This window comes from Peptacetobacter hiranonis (genome assembly GCF_008151785.1).
Classification (GTDB): Bacteria; Bacillota; Clostridia; order Peptostreptococcales; family Peptostreptococcaceae; genus Peptacetobacter; species Peptacetobacter hiranonis.
Window position 1 is genome coordinate 2415188 of record NZ_CP036523.1, and the last position, 20688, is coordinate 2435875.

The 20688-nt window shown below is 29.9% G+C and carries 21 protein-coding genes; 2 read left to right on the forward strand and 19 right to left on the reverse strand.

Features of this window, described 5'->3' with window-relative positions; all coding sequences use genetic code 11:
- Nucleotides 1-34: 34 nt before the first annotated feature.
- The 4 genes from cobU to KGNDJEFE_RS11180 all read right to left on the reverse strand — a co-directional run bounded on the left by cobU (nt 35) and on the right by KGNDJEFE_RS11180 (nt 3219).
- A complete protein-coding gene (gene cobU, locus KGNDJEFE_RS11170; protein WP_006441063.1) occupies nt 35-592 on the reverse strand; it encodes a bifunctional adenosylcobinamide kinase/adenosylcobinamide-phosphate guanylyltransferase in 558 nt (185 codons plus the stop codon).
- Entirely contained in the window at nt 593-1639 is a 1047-nt protein-coding gene (gene cobT, locus KGNDJEFE_RS11175) for a nicotinate-nucleotide--dimethylbenzimidazole phosphoribosyltransferase (RefSeq protein ID WP_040410725.1), read from the reverse strand.
- A gap of 124 nt (nt 1640-1763) precedes the next feature.
- On the reverse strand, nt 1764-1889 hold the full coding sequence (locus KGNDJEFE_RS11950) for a hypothetical protein (protein ID WP_259371697.1): 126 nt from the start codon (nt 1887-1889) through the stop codon (nt 1764-1766).
- Between the two features lie 175 nt (nt 1890-2064).
- Nucleotides 2065-3219: a S41 family peptidase gene (locus KGNDJEFE_RS11180; protein WP_006441060.1), complete on the reverse strand. Its 1155-nt coding sequence runs from the start codon at nt 3217-3219 to the stop codon at nt 2065-2067.
- Nucleotides 3220-3402: 183 nt separating this feature from the next.
- On the opposite strand from KGNDJEFE_RS11180, the gene KGNDJEFE_RS11185 reads away from it, so the two are divergent.
- A complete protein-coding gene (locus tag KGNDJEFE_RS11185) occupies nt 3403-4035 on the forward strand; it encodes a 5-formyltetrahydrofolate cyclo-ligase (RefSeq protein ID WP_006441059.1) in 633 nt (210 codons plus the stop codon).
- Nucleotides 4036-4081: 46 nt separating this feature from the next.
- On the opposite strand, the gene KGNDJEFE_RS11190 is transcribed toward KGNDJEFE_RS11185, so the two are convergent.
- The 11 genes from KGNDJEFE_RS11190 to udp all read right to left on the reverse strand — a co-directional run bounded on the left by KGNDJEFE_RS11190 (nt 4082) and on the right by udp (nt 14798).
- On the reverse strand, nt 4082-4549 hold the full coding sequence (locus KGNDJEFE_RS11190) for a CBS domain-containing protein (protein WP_006441058.1): 468 nt from the start codon (nt 4547-4549) through the stop codon (nt 4082-4084).
- 2 nt (nt 4550-4551) lie between these two features.
- Nucleotides 4552-4932 carry a holo-ACP synthase gene (gene acpS, locus KGNDJEFE_RS11195; protein WP_006441057.1) on the reverse strand — a complete coding sequence of 127 codons (381 nt, stop codon included), beginning with the start codon at nt 4930-4932 and terminating at the stop codon, nt 4552-4554.
- Between the two features lie 571 nt (nt 4933-5503).
- A complete protein-coding gene (gene hflX, locus KGNDJEFE_RS11200) occupies nt 5504-6748 on the reverse strand; it encodes a GTPase HflX (RefSeq protein WP_162214182.1) in 1245 nt (414 codons plus the stop codon).
- 174 nt (nt 6749-6922) lie between these two features.
- The gene (locus tag KGNDJEFE_RS11205) at nt 6923-7696 is read right to left on the reverse strand and encodes a 23S rRNA (adenine(2058)-N(6))-methyltransferase Erm(Q) (RefSeq protein WP_007286427.1); all 774 of its coding nucleotides are present in this window, start codon (nt 7694-7696) and stop codon (nt 6923-6925) included.
- Entirely contained in the window at nt 7693-7983 is a 291-nt protein-coding gene (locus KGNDJEFE_RS11210) for an HflX-like GTP-binding protein (protein WP_244949423.1), read from the reverse strand. Before KGNDJEFE_RS11210 ends, KGNDJEFE_RS11205 begins: the two co-directional genes overlap by 4 nt.
- 166 nt (nt 7984-8149) lie before the next feature.
- Complete coding sequence (locus KGNDJEFE_RS11215) at nt 8150-9022, reverse strand: methyltransferase domain-containing protein (protein WP_006439032.1); 873 nt, start codon at nt 9020-9022, stop codon at nt 8150-8152.
- A gap of 430 nt (nt 9023-9452) precedes the next feature.
- On the reverse strand, nt 9453-10499 hold the full coding sequence (locus KGNDJEFE_RS11220) for an IS1595 family transposase (protein ID WP_148881839.1): 1047 nt from the start codon (nt 10497-10499) through the stop codon (nt 9453-9455).
- A gap of 355 nt (nt 10500-10854) precedes the next feature.
- Nucleotides 10855-11490 (reverse strand): deoxyribose-phosphate aldolase, encoded by a 636-nt coding sequence (deoC, locus tag KGNDJEFE_RS11225; protein WP_006441193.1) that lies wholly within the window; start codon nt 11488-11490, stop codon nt 10855-10857.
- A gap of 43 nt (nt 11491-11533) precedes the next feature.
- The gene (locus tag KGNDJEFE_RS11230) at nt 11534-12718 is read right to left on the reverse strand and encodes a phosphopentomutase (RefSeq protein WP_006441192.1); all 1185 of its coding nucleotides are present in this window, start codon (nt 12716-12718) and stop codon (nt 11534-11536) included.
- A gap of 58 nt (nt 12719-12776) precedes the next feature.
- Nucleotides 12777-13979, reverse strand: a complete 1203-nt coding sequence (locus KGNDJEFE_RS11235; protein WP_148881853.1) for a NupC/NupG family nucleoside CNT transporter — start codon at nt 13977-13979, stop codon at nt 12777-12779.
- Between the two features lie 33 nt (nt 13980-14012).
- Nucleotides 14013-14798: a uridine phosphorylase gene (gene udp, locus KGNDJEFE_RS11240; RefSeq protein WP_006441190.1), complete on the reverse strand. Its 786-nt coding sequence runs from the start codon at nt 14796-14798 to the stop codon at nt 14013-14015.
- A gap of 385 nt (nt 14799-15183) precedes the next feature.
- On the opposite strand from udp, the gene KGNDJEFE_RS11245 reads away from it, so the two are divergent.
- Nucleotides 15184-15933, forward strand: a complete 750-nt coding sequence (locus KGNDJEFE_RS11245; RefSeq protein ID WP_040410750.1) for a GntR family transcriptional regulator — start codon at nt 15184-15186, stop codon at nt 15931-15933.
- Between the two features lie 80 nt (nt 15934-16013).
- Here KGNDJEFE_RS11245 and KGNDJEFE_RS11250 read toward each other — a convergent pair whose 3' ends face one another.
- From KGNDJEFE_RS11250 to atpD, 4 genes are all read right to left on the reverse strand, one after another.
- Nucleotides 16014-17033, reverse strand: a complete 1020-nt coding sequence (locus KGNDJEFE_RS11250; RefSeq protein WP_006441188.1) for an FUSC family protein — start codon at nt 17031-17033, stop codon at nt 16014-16016.
- A gap of 246 nt (nt 17034-17279) precedes the next feature.
- Nucleotides 17280-18659, reverse strand: coding sequence for a peptide MFS transporter (locus KGNDJEFE_RS11255; protein WP_006441187.1), 1380 nt, complete (start codon nt 18657-18659; stop codon nt 17280-17282).
- A 329-nt stretch (nt 18660-18988) separates the two neighbouring features.
- The gene (locus tag KGNDJEFE_RS11260) at nt 18989-19252 is read right to left on the reverse strand and encodes a FoF1 ATP synthase subunit delta/epsilon (RefSeq protein WP_040410756.1); all 264 of its coding nucleotides are present in this window, start codon (nt 19250-19252) and stop codon (nt 18989-18991) included.
- A gap of 31 nt (nt 19253-19283) precedes the next feature.
- A complete protein-coding gene (gene atpD, locus KGNDJEFE_RS11265; RefSeq protein ID WP_006441185.1) occupies nt 19284-20678 on the reverse strand; it encodes a F0F1 ATP synthase subunit beta in 1395 nt (464 codons plus the stop codon).
- Nucleotides 20679-20688 lie beyond the last annotated feature (10 nt).

Below are 20688 nucleotides of genomic sequence, written 5' to 3' on the forward strand. Positions count from 1 at the left end.
ATTTCGTTTGTGAATAAGTCTAACATCTCAACCTTTACTTTATCTTAACAGGGATTCCACTAATTACTAAATACACATCATCACTGTGCGATGCTACATATTGGTTAATTTTTCCTGCAGTATTTGCGTATATTCTGCTAAGTTTATTGGCTGGAACTACACCCATTCCAATTTCATTAGTTACAAATACAAAGTATAGGTCTGTATTTCGTATTTCTTCAATTAGCTTTTCAAACTGGTTGAATATATACTCATCCATCTTTTCTAATTCTTCATTTGAAAGATCTTGTGGATTCATATCATATTTGAACATTAAATTATTTACCATAAGCGTTATGCAATCAAGCATAACTGTATCACATTCTTTTGATACATTCTCTATTATCTTAAATACATCCTCGTAAATTTCGTAGGTTGTCCAATTAGATGGTCTTCTCTCTTTATGCAGTCTTACCTTTTCTTTCATCTCATCGTCAAATGGAATCGATGTAGCTATATATCCAGTTTTATCATTTCTTTCAATACATAAAGATTCTGCAAAAGCACTTTTGCCAGATTTTGCCCCACCTGTTACAAAAACTATATTACTCATCTAAATTTTCATCCCTACTTCCTCAAAAGTAGCCATATTATTATATGCAAATACAGACGCATCTATTACATTAAATGCAAGTGCTGCTCCACTTCCTTCACCTAATCTCATATTCATATTTAATATAGGATTAAGTTTTAAAAGTTCAAGTGCTGCATCACTTCCTGGCTCATCTGATTTATGAGAAGCTATTAGATAATCTCTAGTGCCTGGATTTATTTTATATGCTATAAGTGCAGCTGCATAAGATATATATCCATCTATAACTACTGGAATTCTATTTGCAGCGCATCCCATTATTACACCAGTCATAGCCCCTATTTCAAATCCACCTATTTTTTCAAGCACTTCTATACCATCTGTAGGGTTAGGGTTGTTTAATTCTATAGATTTTCCTATAACCTGTGCCTTATGTTTTATTTTGTCCCGAGATAATCCTGATCCACTTCCTGTTATTTCTTCTGGAAGTTTGCCTGTCATTACAGAAATTATCGCTGTACTTGGAGTAGTGTTTGCTATTCCCATCTCTCCAATTCCAATTATTCTATAATCTTTAACTATACACTCCTCAGCTATTTCTATACCTATTTCTATAGACTTTACAGCTTCTTCTCTAGTCATGGCTGGTCCTTTTGCCATATTAGATGTTCCTTTTCTAATCTTTCTATCTATTACCCCTTCAAGTGGCTCATCACAATTAATTCCAACATCTACAGCAACCATATCAGCTCCTGCATATCTAGAAAGCGCACCTACTCCGCATAGTCCTTTTGCAAAGTTAGGGAACTGTATCTTTGTAATTTCCTGTGAATTAGGTGCAACACCTTCTTCATATACACCGTGGTCTGCACCAAAAGCTATTATTGCTTTTTTAGGTATATCAAATTTTTCTGTTTCATATATACCTGCCATCTGTACACAAATGTCCTCAACCCTTCCTAGACTTCCTTTTGGATGAATAAGATTATTCCATCTATCCTGGGCTGCATCCATACTCCTCTTATTAAGAGGATAAATATTCCTTGAAATACTGCTCAGTAAATTCATTTTCTCCACCTCTAAAATAATTATTCTATATATTTTTATTAATAATATATCTTTATTGATATATACTTATTATACCCAATAAATCAAAGAACTGCCACGCATTAATATGCCGACAGTTCTTTTTTTATTTAGTAGCTATATACTTTTTTAAAAGCTCTAGTAACTCTTTCCTATCTACCTCAGAGCTATTTTTATTTTGTTTCTTTTTATAATCCTCGAAATACACAATCTTATTCTCAGACTCTTTCATAAGATCACTTCCCATTTCAACTTAGATTAATAATTTGGGATACTTTCTCATTATTTTTTCAGAATAAATCATTCTGCATCGCATTTTATCCCTATATAGTTGATATTCTATATATTTGAGAAATAACCTTCTATTTTCTCAATCATTTTAAAATTTATTTTTTACAATGATTTTTTTATTTTCCATTTTCTATGTAATCAATAGCTCTCTGAAGCTGTTTTTCTGTATCTTTTTCTTCTATTGTAGGTTTTATACCTTTTTTATGTATAGTTTTTCCGTCTGGAGTAAAGTACTGCTCAGTAGTTAATTTATATCCCGAACCATCTTTTAAACTTATAACAGACTGTACTATACCTTTTCCAAATGTTTTTGTTCCTACAGATATACCTGCTTTATTTCCTAATATTGCACCGGTTAAAATTTCTGCTGATGATGCTGTATTTCCATTAGTCAATAATACGATTGGTAATCCTAATTTTTTAGCATCAGATTTCTGAGTTTCTTTATTTCCATCTCTATCCTGAGTATATACTATTGTTCCTTCACCTATTAGAGTATCAGCAACTTCACAGCATTTATCAACTAATCCACCACCATTATCTCTTAAATCGATAATTAATGCTTTCATATGCTGCTTTTTAAGTTTATTTAATTCTTTATTGAAGTCTTCTGGAGTTTTTTCTACAAATGTAGATAATTCTATGTATCCTATTTTATTTTCAAGCATTTTTCCACTTACGCTTGGTTCAGAAACTTCTGCTCTTTTTATCTTAAATGTTTTTATCTGTCCATCTCTCTTAACAGATACATTCACATAGGTGTCCTTTTCACCCTTCATTATAGACACAGCTTTGTCTACAGTATCGTAAGTTACATTAAGGTTATCTACTTTATAAAGTATATCTCCTGCTCTTATTCCAGCTTTGTATGCAGGACCTGTTTCCCAAGCTTTAGCTATTGTTACAACTCCATTTTCTGGGTTAGATAGTATAGTTACACCTATACCTACAAAACTTCCTGTAGAAGAATCCATAACACTTTGCATTTCTTCTTCTGTAAAATATCCAGAATAAAGGTCGCCAGTTCCCATAAATAAACCTTTCATAGCTCCATCTATAAGGTCTTGCTCCTTAACATCCTTGTAGTATGTTTTCTTTATCATCTCTTCCATAGCTATAAGTTTATTAAACTTTTGATATTTGTTATAATCACTCTTTGGAATTACAGCTACTAGCCCTAATCCAACTTCCCCAACAAGTGTAGCTGCTACTGTAATAATAACAGTTAAAATTACAGTTATTATAGTCTTTTTATTAAATTTAGACTTCAACCCTTAACATCCCCTTCAATTAAATTTTCATATAATTTCTCTGCGTGTATAGTACTATTTTTTACCAACTGCCACTATTATTGACAATATCGACGTTGTTATCTATATTATTTTTTAAGTAGATTTTTTATTAAATAGTCAATATACAATAAATTAATTTTACCATATATTATAGAATTTTTTATGAAATATTTTTATTTTAGAAAGGATGTGAATATTATTTCTTCTTTAGATTTAATTAATTCAATAAAAACTGCAAAAACAAAAAATTCTTTAAGAAAAGCTGTTCTATCTTTTAGAAATTCTCTAGATAAAAGCTCTGTTCTTTCAATGTCCAATGATATTTTTAAACAGTTTTTATCTATTGAAAAAATACAAACTTCTTCAAGATTTATGCTATATGTAGATTTTAGAAATGAGGTCGCAACAAGAGAGATTACTTCAGATCTTTTGGATTTAGGTAAGGAAGTATATCTTCCTGTTACTTTAAAGGAAGAAAAGAAACTTATCCCTAAAAGGATTTTTTCGTTGGATGATTTAGTTCCTGGAGCTTATGGGATTTTAGAACCAAATGTAGATGCTCCGATAATTGATCCTTCTCTTTTAGATGTTGTCGTAGTTCCTGGTTCTGCCTTTGACAAGAATGGATATAGGACTGGATACGGTGGTGGATATTATGATAGATTTTTAGAGAATACAGATGCAATAAGAGTTGGAGTGTGTTTTGATTTTCAACTTGTAGATGATGTTTTTCCAGAGGAACACGATAAAAAGATGGATTTTATTATAACCGAAAAAAATTTTTTAAATTTCTAATAAAAAAATAGCTGTTGCAAATTCTGCAACAGCATTTTTTCATACATTATTTATCTCCGTAAAGAGATTTTATTATATCGTATCTACAAATAATTCCCTTAATCTTTCCATCATCATCTACAACTGGAACTCTATTTATAGACTTCTTAATCATAACATTTGCCACATCATCAAACTTATCATCTTCATGAACAGTAACTATATCTTCTGTCATAAGATCTTCAACTTTATATGCAGCAATTCTCTTTAAATCCTTTTCAAGATTTTTCATATCATCAAGGAATATTAATCCCTGTAGGAAATTTATTACCCGAGGTGGTTCTATATATTTTTCCTTTTTAAGTATATCTGTCTCGGAAATTATGCCTATAACTTTATTATCTTCATCGACAACAGGAAGCCCACCTATCTTATCCTGAATAAGCATTTTTGCTACATCAGATACTGTATCGTCTTTTTTTACTGTCTTAACATCAACTGTCATTATTTCTTTCGCTTTTAAATCATTCATCATACTTATTCACTCCTTGTTATAGCCATAGCATTCGCAACAGCATATTCTCTGCAATGTGATAGTGACACTTTTATTTCACAGATATTATTATCTGAACAGAGCTTTTTAAAATTTCCATGTGCAATTACATAAGGTCTACCTTTTTCATCCCTCAACACCTCTATATCGTTGAAGTTGAATCCTCTTATACCTGTACCAACTGCCTTACTTATCGCTTCTTTTGCTGAAAATGTAGCAGCTACACTTTCCCGCTTCATTCCCCTACTTTCAAAGTATTCTATTTCATTATCAGTAAAAATTCTTCTTAAAAATCCATCACTTTCAAGACTTTTCTTTATTCTGCTTATTTCTATTATATCTGTCCCTATTCCAAATATTTCCATATTAATCCTACTTTTTGATTTTCAAATTTTTTAATATATAATTATTTCTATAATATAATTATACTACAAAACTTAAATATATCCTTTATTTCTATAAAATTAATTAAATATTTGGCTCTGTTAGATAATTGTGTGATAAATAAATAATAAAAACAGCTAGACATATTAGAACTCCATTCTCTAGCTGTTTTTATATAAATTATTTCGCAATAGATTAATATTGTTCACTTTATTATATTATAGCATTAACTTAATTTACACATTTCATTTAAAGTATTTTTGTTATTTCTTTAATACACATTTTCCCCATCGTAGTCGTACAAAGACAAAGTCATTCTTACAAGTATATTTATCTCTAGCTTAATTGGTTTTGGAAGTATTTATTTATCCTATTTTAATGTCTTTAGCATCATTTGTAGTTATTTACTTTATTGTTGCAATAAACACATACAATAAAATCATTTCTAATTACTTATCAAATATAAAAGAGGCTATCACATGAACAATTTTCAATTGGTATGCGACATCCTCTTTCATTTATGCATTGTTTATATAGATACCTAGAATCACTCTAGATTATATATGACTGGTATTTAACATAATCCTCTTTACTACATTCTATACTAAATAAAGTTCCTTCATTAGTATATTCAGTTTCTAGAACAGTTGAACTATCAATTATATAAGATGTCATTTTACCATCTTTATAAGGAACCATAACCTTACATTTTATATAATCCATAAATATATTTTTACATATAGATTCCAATAATTCTTCTATACCTATATATTTTTTAGCTGAAACCAGCATCCCTTCTATATTGAATGTATCTAATTCCATTAAATCAACTTTATTATATACATAAATCACAGGAATATTATCCGCCCCTATTTGATTTAATGTTTCATTTGTTACATTTATATGATTTTCATAATTAGGATTAGATATATCAATCACATGAAGTAATAAGTCCGCATCACAAACTTCTTCTAGAGTAGACCTAAAAGCTTTTACTAAACTATGAGGTAAATCCCCAACAAATCCCACTGTATCTGATAATAAAAAAGATTTATTATTATCTAATTTTATATTTCTAACATAAGTTTCTAAAGTTGCAAATAGCATATTTTTTTCAAATACTTTTTTATCTTCATCATTTATAAACTTCTCTACTAAAGCATTCATAACAGATGACTTACCAGCATTTGTATATCCTACTAAAGCTACATTAGGAATATTAGATTTTTTCCTTTTACTTTTTTGTACTTCTCTTTGATTTTTTAATACTTCAAGCTCTTTATTTAAATTAGCAATTTTATCTTCTATTCTTCTACGGTCTAATTCTAATTTTGTTTCTCCTGCGCCTCTGTTTTTAGTCCCTACTCCACCACTTTGACGACCTAAATCTTCATTTGAACCAACTAATCTTGGTAATTCATATTGGAGCTTCGCAACCTCTACTTGTAATTTAGATTCTCTTGTTTTTGCTCTATTTGCAAAGATATCTAATATTAACGCAGTTCTATCTATGACATTACAATTTATTTCTTCTTCAATATTTTTAACTTGTGACGCTGATAATTCATTATTAAATATAACTATATCTGCATTGTTTTCTTCTACTAAATTTTTTAATTCATCTATCTTCCCACTACCCATATAAAAAGTAGAGTTAACTTTCTTTGAATTCTGCTTAATTTGACCAACAGTTTCTATTTTGCAAGCTAAGCATAAATTTTTTAATTCTTCCATAGATTCATCAAAATTATTTTTATTATTTATATTAATTCCTACAATTATTCCTTTTTTTATCATCTTCATAATCTCCTGTAATTTTATATTTAAATATTAACTTTAAATATCACGGGATTATGACTCTTTATTAAATTAAGATAATAGCCACAACCCGTGACTTATCCTCTTAATCTTATTGACGCTATTCCACCATTCATAATCATTTTAACACCTCCTAATTTAAATCTACTATTACTAATCTATCTTTTGTTTATATCTAAATAACTGTATCCAATCATTATAAGAAACTTCACTAATATTATTAAGATTTATACCTAGGTATTTAATTACTGCATGAATTTGATTTTTTGTAAATACATCTCTTAAGTTATTAATAGACTTAGATATAAAACTTGTATATTCATTCCATTCATCTTTAGATATATCATATTTATATTTTCTTTTAAAATATACTAAGACGCAATCTACACTAGGCATGGGATGGAAGTCTTCTCTATTAAAATAGTGCACTATCTTAATATCAAATTTAGTTTTTAAAAGTAATGATAATTTACTCTCTCTAGGTATTCCCATAAATCTTTTTGCGGAACCTTTCTCCATAACTAGCCACATATCAGTTGGTGAATTTAACTCTTCTAATAATAATTTCTTAATAATCTTTGTTGTTATATAAAAAGGAATATTAGAAAATACCTTATATTCTCTTTTTTTAGGTAATTTCCAATTTAAAAAATCTTTATTAATAAGAGTAACATTATTTTTACTTTTAAATTTATTTATTAAATTTCCATATAAACTTCTATCTAGTTCTATAGCTGTAACCCAATAACTTTTTTCACATAAAGCTTCTGTTATATGACCTTTTCCTGGTCCAATTTCAATAACAAAATCATTTTTGGATATATTTGTTTTTTTTATTAATTTATATATAGTATTTTTACTAGTAATAAAATTTTGCGATACACTAATATCAACTTTTCCTCTATAATTATTACTTTTAGCTTTCATTCATAATCTCCTTTTACTTCTTCTTCAATATTTTTTATCTGTGATGCAGATAGTTCGTTATTAAATACTATTATTTCAGCGTTCGTTTTTTCGATTAAATCTTGTAATTCTTCAATTTTACCACTACCCATATAGAATGTTGGATTTATCTTCTTTAAATTTTGCTCCACTTTTCCAACTACTTCCATATCACAGGCTATACATAAATTCTTAAGTTCTATTATAGATTCCTCAAAATTATTTTTGTTATTTATATTAATTCCTACAATTATTACTCTTTTTCTCATTTTCATAATCTCCTATAATTTTATATTTAAACTTTAATATTTAAATATCACGGGATTATGACTTTTAATTATATTAAGATAATAGCCACAATCCGTGACTTACCCTCTTAATCTTATTGAATGTATACATCCACGTATATTCATCTTATTACCTCCTAACCTTTATCTACTTTACTTTGCCGACTATAATTTTTAAATCAACCGTTATTTTTTCTATATCACATTTATTTAATTCATTTATTTGTTCTTTGCTCAAACCAGATGTTAATGGTGTCATTTTTATAAAATCTTCTAAATTATATATATTTGTTTTATAAGTGATTCTTTTATCATAGATGATTTCCAAGTTATCTTTAAATGAATTTATAACATTTTTATTAGAATAAGTATCTTTTTTTATTTTACCTTTTATTTCAGACCTTATCTCTTTTAAATAGTGTTCATCTGGAATTACTTTTATTACAACTCCACCTTTGTTTAAAACTCTAGTAAATTCACTATAATTCGATGGTGAAAGTATATCTATTATTATATCTAATTTATCATTTTTAAATGGTAGATTTGATAAGTCTGATACACTCCATAGTATGCTATTTTCGTATCTTGTAGCAAGTGAAATTCCTTCTCTTGATATATCTATTCCAAACAATTTACACCTACTATTTATTTTTTCATCTGAATATAGTTGATTTAAATAATATCCTTCTCCGCAACCAACATCTAGTACAAAATTAACATTCTTTTTTGACGTATATTTATCCACTATATCTATTATCTCTTTAGAAAGCTCGTCATATATACCATATTCATATATTTTACTTCTAGATTCAAATAATTTTTTATCATATATTGTCTTCGCATTATTCTTTACTAAATTAACATATCCTTTTTTAGATATATTAAAGCAATGGTTATTTTCACATAATACACTACTTTCTTTTATATATTTTATAGATTTTTTACACACTGGACATCTAAGTATTGATATATTTTCATTAAGTAATTCTCTTAAAACTTCAATCTTTTTTAATTTTCTCATTGTTCATAACCTTCCTATTTCTATTATTCATATAAAATAGCACGAAGTTATTACATTTTATTAAATTTGTTTAACGATAGCCACAACTCGTGCGCTATCCTCTTAATCTGATATATGCAAGCATTATAGCTACCTCCTTATTTTAGTTAATAAAAAATCCACTTTAGTATACCAGTGGATATATCTTAAATATAGTTATATAATATTATATTTAGGAGTTGTATCTATTATTTTTAATTTATTAATCATTCTATATAAATTTATCATAAATCTAACTCCTTTCTTGTTTTATTAAATTTAATAGTAACATAAATAATATTCACTGTAAAGTATATCGAAGTTCACAATATATAACAATTGCGAACTACATTATATAACTTGTTAAATAATATTTCAATCAATACACAGTTCTGTCAATAATTTCTTAGCTTTAAGCTAATTCAATATATCTATTTCTAATAGTATTTATAGTTATGCAAGTTTCTTTAGTTGCTACATTAACTAACATATCCTTAATTCTATCGCTCTTTTTATTCTTCTTGCTTAATTGCAAGAATTTAAACCAAGCCAAGTAATTCGAAATGTATTTAGTAGAGACTCCATTAGAGTGCATTAACCATCTCTTAAATCCACTATGAAGAGAATTTACATGTTGTAAGTGATAAACACTATCTATCATAGATTTGCCTCTAGGAACTCGTTTTAATTCAACATTTAGGTCTTTATTTATACTTAAATAAGATTTGTGGCTATCGACTACGAAAGTAACATCTTCTCCTATTTTTCCATCAAAAAATCTAATAATATCATTAGTTGTAATTCTACCATTACAAACCGCTCCCATTACTATATTTCCTTTACGGTCAACACCAGTTTCAATGCAAATTTGGTCGTTAGAAATACCTCTTTTTTTCTTATCCTTTTTTCCCTTACCTCTTTTTCTAGGTTCTCTAGGCATCTTAAAAGTAGTACTTTTTGAATGATTACCTTTATATGATTCACGAATAAAAACTTCGTCTACTTCTACAATACCTTCAACCATATCATTTTTTAATGATAGATTAATAACATCTAAAATCCTATGTCTCATATAAAAAGATGTTTTAACTCCAACTCCAATTTCAGTTGCACATTGTCTTATAGAAAGTCCTAATATCATTAATTCACAGTATTTAAGCCATTTATCTAATCCTAAGTTAGTACTAGAGAAAGGAGACATAGTAAACTCATCAAAAGTACAACGACACCTTTTACAAATATATCTTTGTCTACCTCTAGTCTTACCATTTTTATTAACATCCTTACATTGACATTTAGGACATTCGTATCCCTTAGAAAATCTACTTTCCTTAATATTATCCTCTATTTCATCAGAACTAAATAAAGCACTTAAAACTCCTTGTGCTACTGAAATTAAGTCTCTAAGTTCATCTTTATTCAAATTTTTAACTATGGCTTTTATATCTGCTTTTTTCATAATATAAGTAATCCTTTCTATATAATATGGCGAAGTATAGTTGATACCTATATTATAACCTATTTTCTGTATAATTAATCACACAATTGTCTAACATAGCCAAATATTTTTATTTTTCATTCTTTTTGATTGAATATACTATATTTTAAAATATAAAAAACAGGACATCCCTCTTACCAGATGTCCTGTTTTTCTAATTTTATTTTTTATAATTTTATAAGGTTAACTTTTATGATATTGGCGATATCACTTTTACTACATTCTTTTTAATTTAAATTATTTACACTTTTTTTGGAATTTTATTATCATTTTGGAATTTTTATCAACTTATTTATTTTACTACTAATTACTTTTATTATTTTACTAGTCTACTTGTTCCTAGTCTATCTGCCCCAGCTTTTATAAATTCTTCTGCATCTTCAAAAGATTTTATTCCACCAGCAGCTTTTATTTTTAAATCAGCTCCACAATATTTTTTCATTAATTTTATATCTTCTATTGTAGCTCCTCCAGTTGAGAAACCAGTAGATGTTTTTATATATTCTGCATCTGATTTTGTAACTACTTCACACATTTTTATTTTTTCTTCTTCTGTTAGAAGGCAAGTTTCTATTATTACTTTTAATAATTTTCCATGACAAGCTGCTTTTATTTCATTTATTTCTTTTAGCACTTCGTCATATTTTCCTTCTTTAACTAGACCTATGTTTATTACCATGTCTATTTCATCAGCACCGTTTTTAACAGCATCTTCAGTTTCGAATACTTTTACAGCTGTAGTCATATTTCCATTAGGGAATCCTATTACTGTACATATTGGTAATTTACCTTCTGTATATTCTTTTGCTGCTTTTACAAAGTATGGAGGTATGCATACAGAAGCTGCATTTTTATCCATTCCCTGATCACATAATAATTTTATCTGTTCCCATGTTGATGTCTGTTTTAATAGAGTATGGTCTACCATGTTTATTATTTTGCTCTGTTCCATTGTTTTTCTCCTTTTTTATTTTCTTTAGATTTTCCTCTAACCTCTAAAGATTTTCTAATACTGAGTATCCTATAGTATTTTCAGGCATTTCTACACCAAAGTTATCTGCTATAGTCGCACCTATTACAGCAAATGTACTTGCATCTTCCATTTTTCCACCATTTTCGAACGCTGGTGAATATGCTATAAATGGAACTCTTTCTCTTGTATGGTCAGTACCTTTAAATGTAGGGTCATTACCATGGTCTGCTGTTACTATAAGTAAGTCCTCTTCATTTAGATGATTTAAAAGTTCTCCTAACTTTTCATCAAATCTTTCTATCTCTTCACTATATCCTTTTGGATTTCTTCTATGTCCCCATAATGCATCAAAATCAACTAGATTTACAAAGCAAAGCCCATTAAAATCTCTATCCGCTATTTCTATAGTCTGTTCCATTCCCTGAACAGATGATTTTGAACGATTTGACTCAGTTATTCCTTCTCCATCAAATATATCATTTATTTTACCAACAGATATTACATCATATCCGTTGTCTTTTAACTGATTTAAAACTGTTTTTCCAAATGGTTTTAGCGCATAGTCATGTCTATTAGAAGTTCTTTTAAATTCTCCTTTTTTCATACCTATATATGGTCTAGCTATTACTCTTCCAACTTTCCATTCATCTTTTAATGTAAGTTCTCTAGCTATTTCACAGTATTTATAAAGATTTTCAAGTCCCATTGTTTCTTCATTACCACATATCTGTAATACAGAGTCTGCTGAAGTGTATACAATTAAGTGACCTTTTTCTATTTCTTCTTCACCTAGTTCTTCTATTATCGCTGTTCCACTTGCACTTTTGTTACCAATTATTTTTCTACCACATCTTTTTTCAAGCTCTTCTATAAGTTCATCTGGAAATCCTGTTTCTGTAAATGTCTTAAATGGTTTTTCAACATTTAATCCCATCATTTCCCAATGTCCTGTCATAGTGTCTTTTCCTACACTTTTTTCATTTAGAGCCATGTATTTTCCAATTGGATTTTCTACAGGAGCTAGTCCTTTTAATTCTTTAAGATTGGCTATACCAAGTTTATGAAGATTAGGCATATTTGTTCCTTCATTTTCAACTATATGACCTAAAGTATCTGCTCCACTATCTCCATATTTAGCTGCATCTGCCATTTCTCCTATTCCAAGTGAATCTACTACAACGACAAATATACGTTTATATTTACTCATTTTACATTCACCCCTTTATATTTATGTTTACTACTATTATAGTTTATTTTTCATCCAATTAGAATAGCATTATAAATCCTACTGTCATTGCACTTAGTAAACTTACTGCAACCCCACCTATCATAGCTCTGAAAACTAATCTAGCTAGTGTGCTTTTTTTCTCTGGGCAAAGTATACCTATACCAGATACACATATACCTAAGCTTGAGAAGTTAGCAAATCCACAAAGTGATATTATAGCCATTATAGCAGTTCTTGGATCCATACTAGATATTATTTTACCTAACTGTTCAAATGCTACGAATTCGTTTATTACAAGTTTGCTTCCTAAAAGATTTCCTTCCATTAGTATTTCTGATGGATCTAATCCCATAAGTGCTCCAAATGGTGCAAATACATAAGAGAAAATCTGCTCTAAACTTATTCCAAATACACCTAAACCTTTATTTATTAATGCAACTAATGCAACCATTGCTATTAGAGAAGCTCCCATTGATAATGCCATCTGCATACCTGTTACTGCACCTTCAGAAACAGCTTCTATTACGTTTGCATTGTTCCCTTTGTTATCCATTTTTATATCCCCAACTTCGTGAACTTCTTCTGTCTGAGGGAATATTATTTTTGAAACCATTATACTTCCTATTGGAACTAGTGCACTCGCTATTAATAGATATTCCATTGGAATTCCAAGCGCTGTATATCCACCTAATATTGAAACTGACATACTTCCCATTCCAGATACTAGTACGACCATAATTTCACTGTCTGTCATTTTATTCAAATACTTACTTATTAATATTGGACTGTCTGTCTGACCTAAGAACATATTGGCAACTGCTACGAAACTTTCAACTTCTGAGCTTCCCATTATCCAACCAACTGCTTTTCCTATCCATTTAACTACAAAGTTAAGTACACCTATATAGTAAAGTAAACTTACAAGTGCTGATAAGAAAACTATGTTTCCTAGTACCTGTACAGCGAATATCATACCTGTTGGTGCTGAACTATCTGCTAGTGAACCGAATACGAAAGATAATCCATTTGAACCACAGTTTATAACTCCTGTTACAGCATCAGATATTTTTGAAACTACCATTCTACCTGCTGGAACTTTTACAAGTATTAAAGCTATGATGAACTGAGCTATCATACCTTTTAAAAGCATTTTGAATGATACGTCTTTTCTTTTCCAAGATATTAACCAAAGTATTCCTAGTACTACTACGATTCCCAGTAAATTTAATATTGCTTTCATCCGTTTGTTCTCCTCTATTTACTGAAAATCAGCCTATTTATTGTTTTCTCTATCTTCTTTTATTAATATACGAAGTGCTTCTACTCCAACTTTTATAGCACTTTCTGTATCGTGTACTATTGGGTTTTCTAATCCAGCTGCGTTTCTTTCCTGGTTTCCTACAACTAAGAAGTTAGATCCACAACGAACACCTAAATGACTTGCTGCTATAAATAATGCAGCTGATTCCATTTCTGAAGCTTTACATCCTAATCTTTTCCAAGCTTCCCATTTATTTAAAAGTTCATAACTAACTGGCATTCTTTCTGGTTCATGCTGTCCGTAGAATGCATCTTTACACTGAACAACTCCTGCATGATATGTATATCCTAATTTTTTAGCTGCTGCAACTAAAGCATTAGTTACTTCTAAGTCAGCAACTGCTGGGAATTCTATTGGAGCGTATTCTCTTGAAGTACCTTCCATTCTTATAGCACCTGTAGCTACTACTATATCTCCACCTTTTACATCTATATCTATTCCACCGCAAGTACCAACTCTTACAAATGTATCCGCACCACAAAGTCTAAGTTCTTCCATTGCTATTGATGCTGATGGACCACCTATACCTGTTGATGTAACACTTACTTTTTCTCCATCAAGGTATCCTGTATATGTAACATATTCTCTACTATCAGCAACTAGTACTGCGTTATCGAAATGTTTTGCTATTTTTTCACATCTTTTAGGATCTCCTGGAAGTATAACGTAACGTCCAACATCTCCTGGTCTTATCTGTAAATGATACTGTAATCCAACTTCTCCTGAATAATTCTGCATAATTGTTCTCTCCTTTTCATTATGAATTTTATTTTATTTCTTTTTATAATTGCTTTTTTTAAAGAGTTATTTTTATTTGTATAATTATTTGTCTTTTTATATAACTCTCTGTCTTTAGTTGTATAATATCACATACTTGTCTAGTCTACAATACGTTTTCTGTAAATTTTAACCAAATTTTTATCAAAATATAACCTTTTCCTAACATTTTTATGTGTATTTTATAGTTTTTTATCCATTTTACAATTAGACAAGTTATCTGCTTGTCTAATTTTTATAATACAATTATATTCTTACTATTTCTCATAACTTTCTTATCTATTGACAATACAGAGTTTGAAACTTATAATACAACTTGTATAATTTAATGGATAGGGGGAGGAAAATGATACCAGAGATTTCATCTGAAAAACAAAAAAAATTAAAACATGTCAAAGTTTACGATCAATTATTTAAAAAAATACAGGACGGTGTTTATCCTCCAGGATCAAAACTTCCATCAGAACCAAATCTAGCTGAACAGATGGGCGTTAGTAGGATGACACTTAGAAGAGCTCTTGCACTCTTACAAGAGGACGGACTTATTTCTAATATTCAGGGTAAGGGAAATTATATTAAAGAGCTTCACACTATAAGCAAAAATTTTGGAATGGAAAAACTTCAACATCCTTTCTATGCTTGTTACAATGATGAGATAGATGATTTAGAAATAGAATTTAGAATAGAGCCTGCAACCGATGCAATATCAAAGAACTTAGAAAGAAAAACTGCCGCAGTTGTTATATCTGATAGATGGTATAAATTTGATGGTGTAACTAAAGGCTATTCTCTTAGTTTTATCCCTATAGAAACTATTTCTGAGTACGATGTAGATTTAAATGATATAAATAACCTAAAAGATTTTATGGAGGATAGGATTTATTCTATTGCTTCTAAAAGCAGTTGTGAACTTAGTTTTACTACTACAGGTAACTTTACAGCTATAAAATACGAACTTTCACACGATGAAATGTTCATACTTATACTAGAAACACTTTATAACAGCAATGGAAATGTAATAATTTCCACTAAACACTACATCCCACTTACAATGTTTAGAATGCATTTAAACGTAATAAATAAATTAAGTGAATAAAAAAAAGAGCTAAATTTCCTCTTTTAGTAAATATTTTTTAGAGGATAATTGAGCTCTTTTTCGTTTTTTATATTTATTTTTTAATATTCTACGTCAATTAAATCAATTTCTTTATCACTTATTTTTTCTAATAATAATTTTGTACCACTACTTATTATATGTAATACAAGTACTATCGCTATCCCAATAAATAAACCTACAAATCTATTTACCATAGCAGTTTCTGCATTAAATATTATCAGTGATGCATTTATTGATGATATAAAGTTTATAAACTGTTTATACTTGTATTTATCTATAAAGAACCCAACATATCCAAGTATCATTACTAGGACAGCTGCATACTCGACAGGGAATATATATCCAAATACTATTGAGAAGAAGAATATTCCACACACTGTTGCTGTAGTTCTGTATTTTATTCTATCTACCATATCACTTGTATCTATCTGAGTTAAAGACATTACAACTATACTAATCCATAATGGTTTTGCAGAATTCATAAGTGCAGCTATAAGTATAGCTAATGAAACTCCAATCGCCATTCTTGCAGATACATCTATATATTTAATACCTTCTTTTATCTGCTCTTTTAATGTTCTTCCCTCTTTTCCATAACCTCTTTTTTTCCATTCAATATATGTAACTACAACAGTTATAACTGTTGCTATTAACATTCCAAGCATTCTTTTAGGGAATAGGTCAATAGTTACCGGAACAGATTGACAGAATAAAAGAGGTAATAAAAATACCATATTCATTCTGTATGGAGCTGGTTCCGTAGTTACTATCATAGTTATAAATATATATATAATATTAAGTGGTAATGCAAGCCATGGAGAGATTACTCCAATTTGAGCAACTATACCAGATCCTAAAAATAGTATCGCTACCATAATAAGCATATCGTAAAGCTTTATACCTGTATTCATCTTAGGGAACATCATTATTCCAACATATATTGCAACCCCAGGTAAAGTATTCTCCTGACCAAAAATAGCCATATATACCATTATAAATCCCATCATCGCTAAAAATCTAAATGTATTATGTTTAATTTTTTCTATAAATTTACTCTTTTCATTACTTTTTTTCTTCAATCAAATACCCCCTTTTTTGACACAATTAATATAATAACATATAATTCTTAACTTTTCATTAAAAATATTTATATATTTTATATTCTAATATTCTGTAAATTTTATCATTCAAAGGAGATTTGTTTTACTTTTTATAATGATCTATTTCTTCTTTTATATTTGTACATAAAAAAACTGTCACACAAATGTGTGACAGTTTTAATTATATAAACTTTAAATTTTTCAATCTCAATTATAATCCAAAGATTATTTCTGTCCTGCTGTAAGCATTGCTTCAAGTTTTTTATCGAATACAAGAAGTAATACAGCTGATACTATTAGTATAACTGGTATAGCTATGAATACCTGCATCATACCCATTGATTCCATTATACCCTGAACGTATCCTGAAGCTTTAGAAGCGAAGAATGTTGCTATTGTCCAAACACCCATTAATACTGTTAAGTATTTAGCTGGAGCATGTTTAGAAACCATTGAGTTTCCTAGTGGAGAGAAGCACATTTCACCTATAGTCTGGAATACTGTGAATCCTATTAACCATACAACTGAAGCTTTAGCTGTTTCTGGAGCACCAACTCCTCTTGTGAATTCTGCACCTATCATGAATACGAATGCTACACCTAGGAATATAAATCCTAAAGAAACTTTCTGGATCATAGTTAAGTCACCCTGAGGTCTCTTAGATAATTTAGTCCATATAGCAGCCATAACAGGTCCAAGTAATATACAAAGTAATCCGTTAAGAGTAGTTTCTATCCATACTGGTGGTACTGGGAAGCTACCTATGTTCATGTTTACATAAGTGTTCATGTAAAGAAGAACTGAAGTAGATGCCTGATAGTAAGCTGTCCAGAATATTATTGTGAATGCAGATATTATAACTATAGCTATAACTCTTTTCTTTTCTTCTGAAGTTAAAGCTCTGTTAGCTTCTTCAGCTGAAAGAACTTTTTTCTCTTCATCACCATGGCTAAGCATTTTCTGTGGTAATTTACCAGCGTCACCTAATACTCTCCATCCTAAAACTGAAACTACTGTAGCTACTAACATCATTACTCCTGATAAACCGAAACATTTCTGGAATCCCTGAACTAAGTTTCCGTCTACAGTTGTAGCAAATGTATTAGCACATAAGTATCCTAATATTAAAGATCCGAAGAATGAACCAACATTTACGAATGAATATAATATAGAGAAAGCAGAGTCTTTCTGAGCATTATCTGTATATAATTCCCCAACCATTGCATTTAACTGGTTTTTGAATAGACCTGTTCCTATTGAAACTACTGCGATTAATGCATGAACGTGCATAACAGATGTTGCAAAGTATCCTATGAACCATCCACCTGCCATTATAAGAGCACCTATAACAACACAGTATCTAGCTCCTAACCATCTGTCTGATATTACCCCACCTATAACTGGTGCTAGGTAAGTGAAAGCCATTAAGTTAGCCCCGATTACTGCAGCATCTGCAGCGTCTAATCCAAGACCACCTTCAGCAACGGCTGTAGCTAAGAATAATAATAATAGCGATTTTGATCCGTAGTATGCGAATCTTTCACAAGTGAATACTAATCCACAAGCGTATAACCCTTTAGGGTGTTTTACTGAATCATTTCCCATTTCTGAAATCCTCCTATATTTATTTTGTAAAAGCGTTTGCTTTTCTTATTAAATAGCGACATCTAGGTATATATTTTTTCTATGTGTCGCTACTTTTTTATTATATAACATTGCATATCCAATAATCAAGTTTTTTGTTATCTTTTTGTTACTTTTTTCTGACTTTTTTTAAAGTAATCAATATTAAAAAACTATTATATTTAGATTGATTTCCATTTTCCAAACTTAACTTTTAAAATTGTTTAAAATCGTTTTCATAGTTAAAAAATAAAAACCGGTATTAAAATATTCATTTTTTAAACGAATTTTTAATACCGGTTTATTTTATTCTAATCTACATTTTTAGCCATTTTTGTAAGAATTACTACATTTTCATATTCAGAACTTATAAATCCACCTGTAGAAAATACTAGCTCAGTAGATTTTTCTGATTTTATTTTTATATTTCCTTCAATTATTTCAGCCGAAAATGGACGTCTATTTTTTAAAATCTGTCTTTCTCCTCCAGTTGTTTTTACTATAACAGAATCAATATCCCCATCATAGAAAGTCTTGTTTGGAGTAATTATTTTTAAATGTAATGAATTTTCCATTATTCCACCTGCCTTCACTGACTAGATTTTACTATGCATTCTGCACTCTAGCAGTTACATCATCTATTGTTCCAGCAAATAAGAATGCTGATTCAGGAACATCGTCGTGTTTTCCATCTAATATTTCTCTGAATCCTCTAACTGTTTCTTTTATTGGAACATATTTACCTTCTTTTCCAGTAAACTGTTCAGCAACAGCAAACGGCTGAGAAAGGAATTTCTGTATCTTTCTAGCTCTTGCAACAGTTAATTTATCTTCATCTGATAATTCATCCATACCTAATATCGCTATTATATCCTGAAGCTCTCTATATCTCTGAAGTATAGACTGAACTTCCCTAGCTGTTTTGTAATGTTCTTCTCCAACTATTTTAGGATCTAGTACTCTTGATGTTGATTCAAGTGGATCAACTGCAGGATATATACCCTGAGAAGATATCTGTCTTGAAAGAACTGTCTTAGCATCTAGATGTGAGAATGTTGTAGCTGGAGCTGGGTCAGTAAGGTCATCGGCTGGCACGTATACTGCCTGAACTGATGTTATAGAACCATCTTTTGTAGATGTTATTCTTTCCTGTAAAGCACCCATTTCTGTAGCTAGTGTTGGCTGGTAACCAACTGCTGAAGGCATACGTCCTAGAAGTGCTGAAACTTCTGAACCCGCCTGAGTAAATCTGAATATATTATCTATGAATAAAAGTACGTCCTGATGTTCTTCATCTCTAAAGTACTCTGCCATTGTAAGACCAGTTAATGCAACTCTCATTCTGGCTCCAGGTGGCTCATTCATCTGCCCGAACACCATTGCAGTTTTTGATAAAACTCCTGATTCAGTCATTTCCTGGTATAAGTCATTACCCTCTCTTGTTCTTTCTCCAACTCCTGAGAATACTGATATACCACCATGCTGCTTAGCTATATTGTTTATAAGCTCCTGTATTAGTACTGTTTTACCAACACCTGCACCACCAAATAGACCTATTTTACCGCCTTTTAGATATGGTGCTAAAAGGTCTACTACTTTTATTCCTGTTTCAAGTATTTCAGCATGTGTTTCTAGTTCATCGAAATCTGGAGACTGTCTATGTATAGGCATTCTTTCTACACCTTCAAGTTCACCTTTTCTATCAACTGCATTTCCTAATACATTGAATACTCTTCCTAAAGTTTCTTTACCAACTGGTACACTTATTGGAGCACCTGTATCTATAGCATCTGCTCCTCTTACCATACCATCTGTAGCATTCATAGATATACATCTAGCTGTATCGTCACCGATATGCTGTGTAACCTCTGCTACAACTTTATGGCCATCTTTCATTTCTATTTCAATTGCATTGAATAGGTTTGGAAGTTCTCTACCGCTGTTAAACTTTACGTCTATTACGGCACCTATTACCTGCACTACTTTACCTTTATTCGCCATCTGATTATGA

Bases quoted from the DNA above. Each gene is read 5' to 3' on its own strand.
- cobU (WP_006441063.1), bottom strand. From the start codon at position 592: ATGAGTAATATAGTTTTTGTAACAGGTGGGGCAAAATCTGGCAAAAGT.
- cobT (WP_040410725.1), bottom strand. From the start codon at position 1,639: ATGAATTTACTGAGCAGTATTTCAAGGAATATTTATCCTCTTAATAAG.
- KGNDJEFE_RS11950 (WP_259371697.1), bottom strand. From the start codon at position 1,889: ATGAAAGAGTCTGAGAATAAGATTGTGTATTTCGAGGATTATAAAAAG.
- KGNDJEFE_RS11185 (WP_006441059.1), top strand. From the start codon at position 3,403: ATGAAATATTTTTATTTTAGAAAGGATGTGAATATTATTTCTTCTTTA.
- KGNDJEFE_RS11190 (WP_006441058.1), bottom strand. From the start codon at position 4,549: ATGATGAATGATTTAAAAGCGAAAGAAATAATGACAGTTGATGTTAAG.
- acpS (WP_006441057.1), bottom strand. From the start codon at position 4,932: ATGGAAATATTTGGAATAGGGACAGATATAATAGAAATAAGCAGAATA.
- hflX (WP_162214182.1), bottom strand. From the start codon at position 6,748: ATGATAAAAAAAGGAATAATTGTAGGAATTAATATAAATAATAAAAAT.
- KGNDJEFE_RS11205 (WP_007286427.1), bottom strand. From the start codon at position 7,696: ATGAAAGCTAAAAGTAATAATTATAGAGGAAAAGTTGATATTAGTGTA.
- KGNDJEFE_RS11210 (WP_244949423.1), bottom strand. From the start codon at position 7,983: ATGAGAAAAAGAGTAATAATTGTAGGAATTAATATAAATAACAAAAAT.
- KGNDJEFE_RS11215 (WP_006439032.1), bottom strand. From the start codon at position 9,022: ATGAGAAAATTAAAAAAGATTGAAGTTTTAAGAGAATTACTTAATGAA.
- KGNDJEFE_RS11220 (WP_148881839.1), bottom strand. From the start codon at position 10,499: ATGAAAAAAGCAGATATAAAAGCCATAGTTAAAAATTTGAATAAAGAT.
- deoC (WP_006441193.1), bottom strand. From the start codon at position 11,490: ATGGAACAGAGCAAAATAATAAACATGGTAGACCATACTCTATTAAAA.
- KGNDJEFE_RS11230 (WP_006441192.1), bottom strand. From the start codon at position 12,718: ATGAGTAAATATAAACGTATATTTGTCGTTGTAGTAGATTCACTTGGA.
- KGNDJEFE_RS11235 (WP_148881853.1), bottom strand. From the start codon at position 13,979: ATGAAAGCAATATTAAATTTACTGGGAATCGTAGTAGTACTAGGAATA.
- udp (WP_006441190.1), bottom strand. From the start codon at position 14,798: ATGCAGAATTATTCAGGAGAAGTTGGATTACAGTATCATTTACAGATA.
- KGNDJEFE_RS11245 (WP_040410750.1), top strand. From the start codon at position 15,184: ATGATACCAGAGATTTCATCTGAAAAACAAAAAAAATTAAAACATGTC.
- KGNDJEFE_RS11255 (WP_006441187.1), bottom strand. From the start codon at position 18,659: ATGGGAAATGATTCAGTAAAACACCCTAAAGGGTTATACGCTTGTGGA.
- KGNDJEFE_RS11260 (WP_040410756.1), bottom strand. From the start codon at position 19,252: ATGGAAAATTCATTACATTTAAAAATAATTACTCCAAACAAGACTTTC.
- atpD (WP_006441185.1), bottom strand. From the start codon at position 20,678: ATGGCGAATAAAGGTAAAGTAGTGCAGGTAATAGGTGCCGTAATAGAC.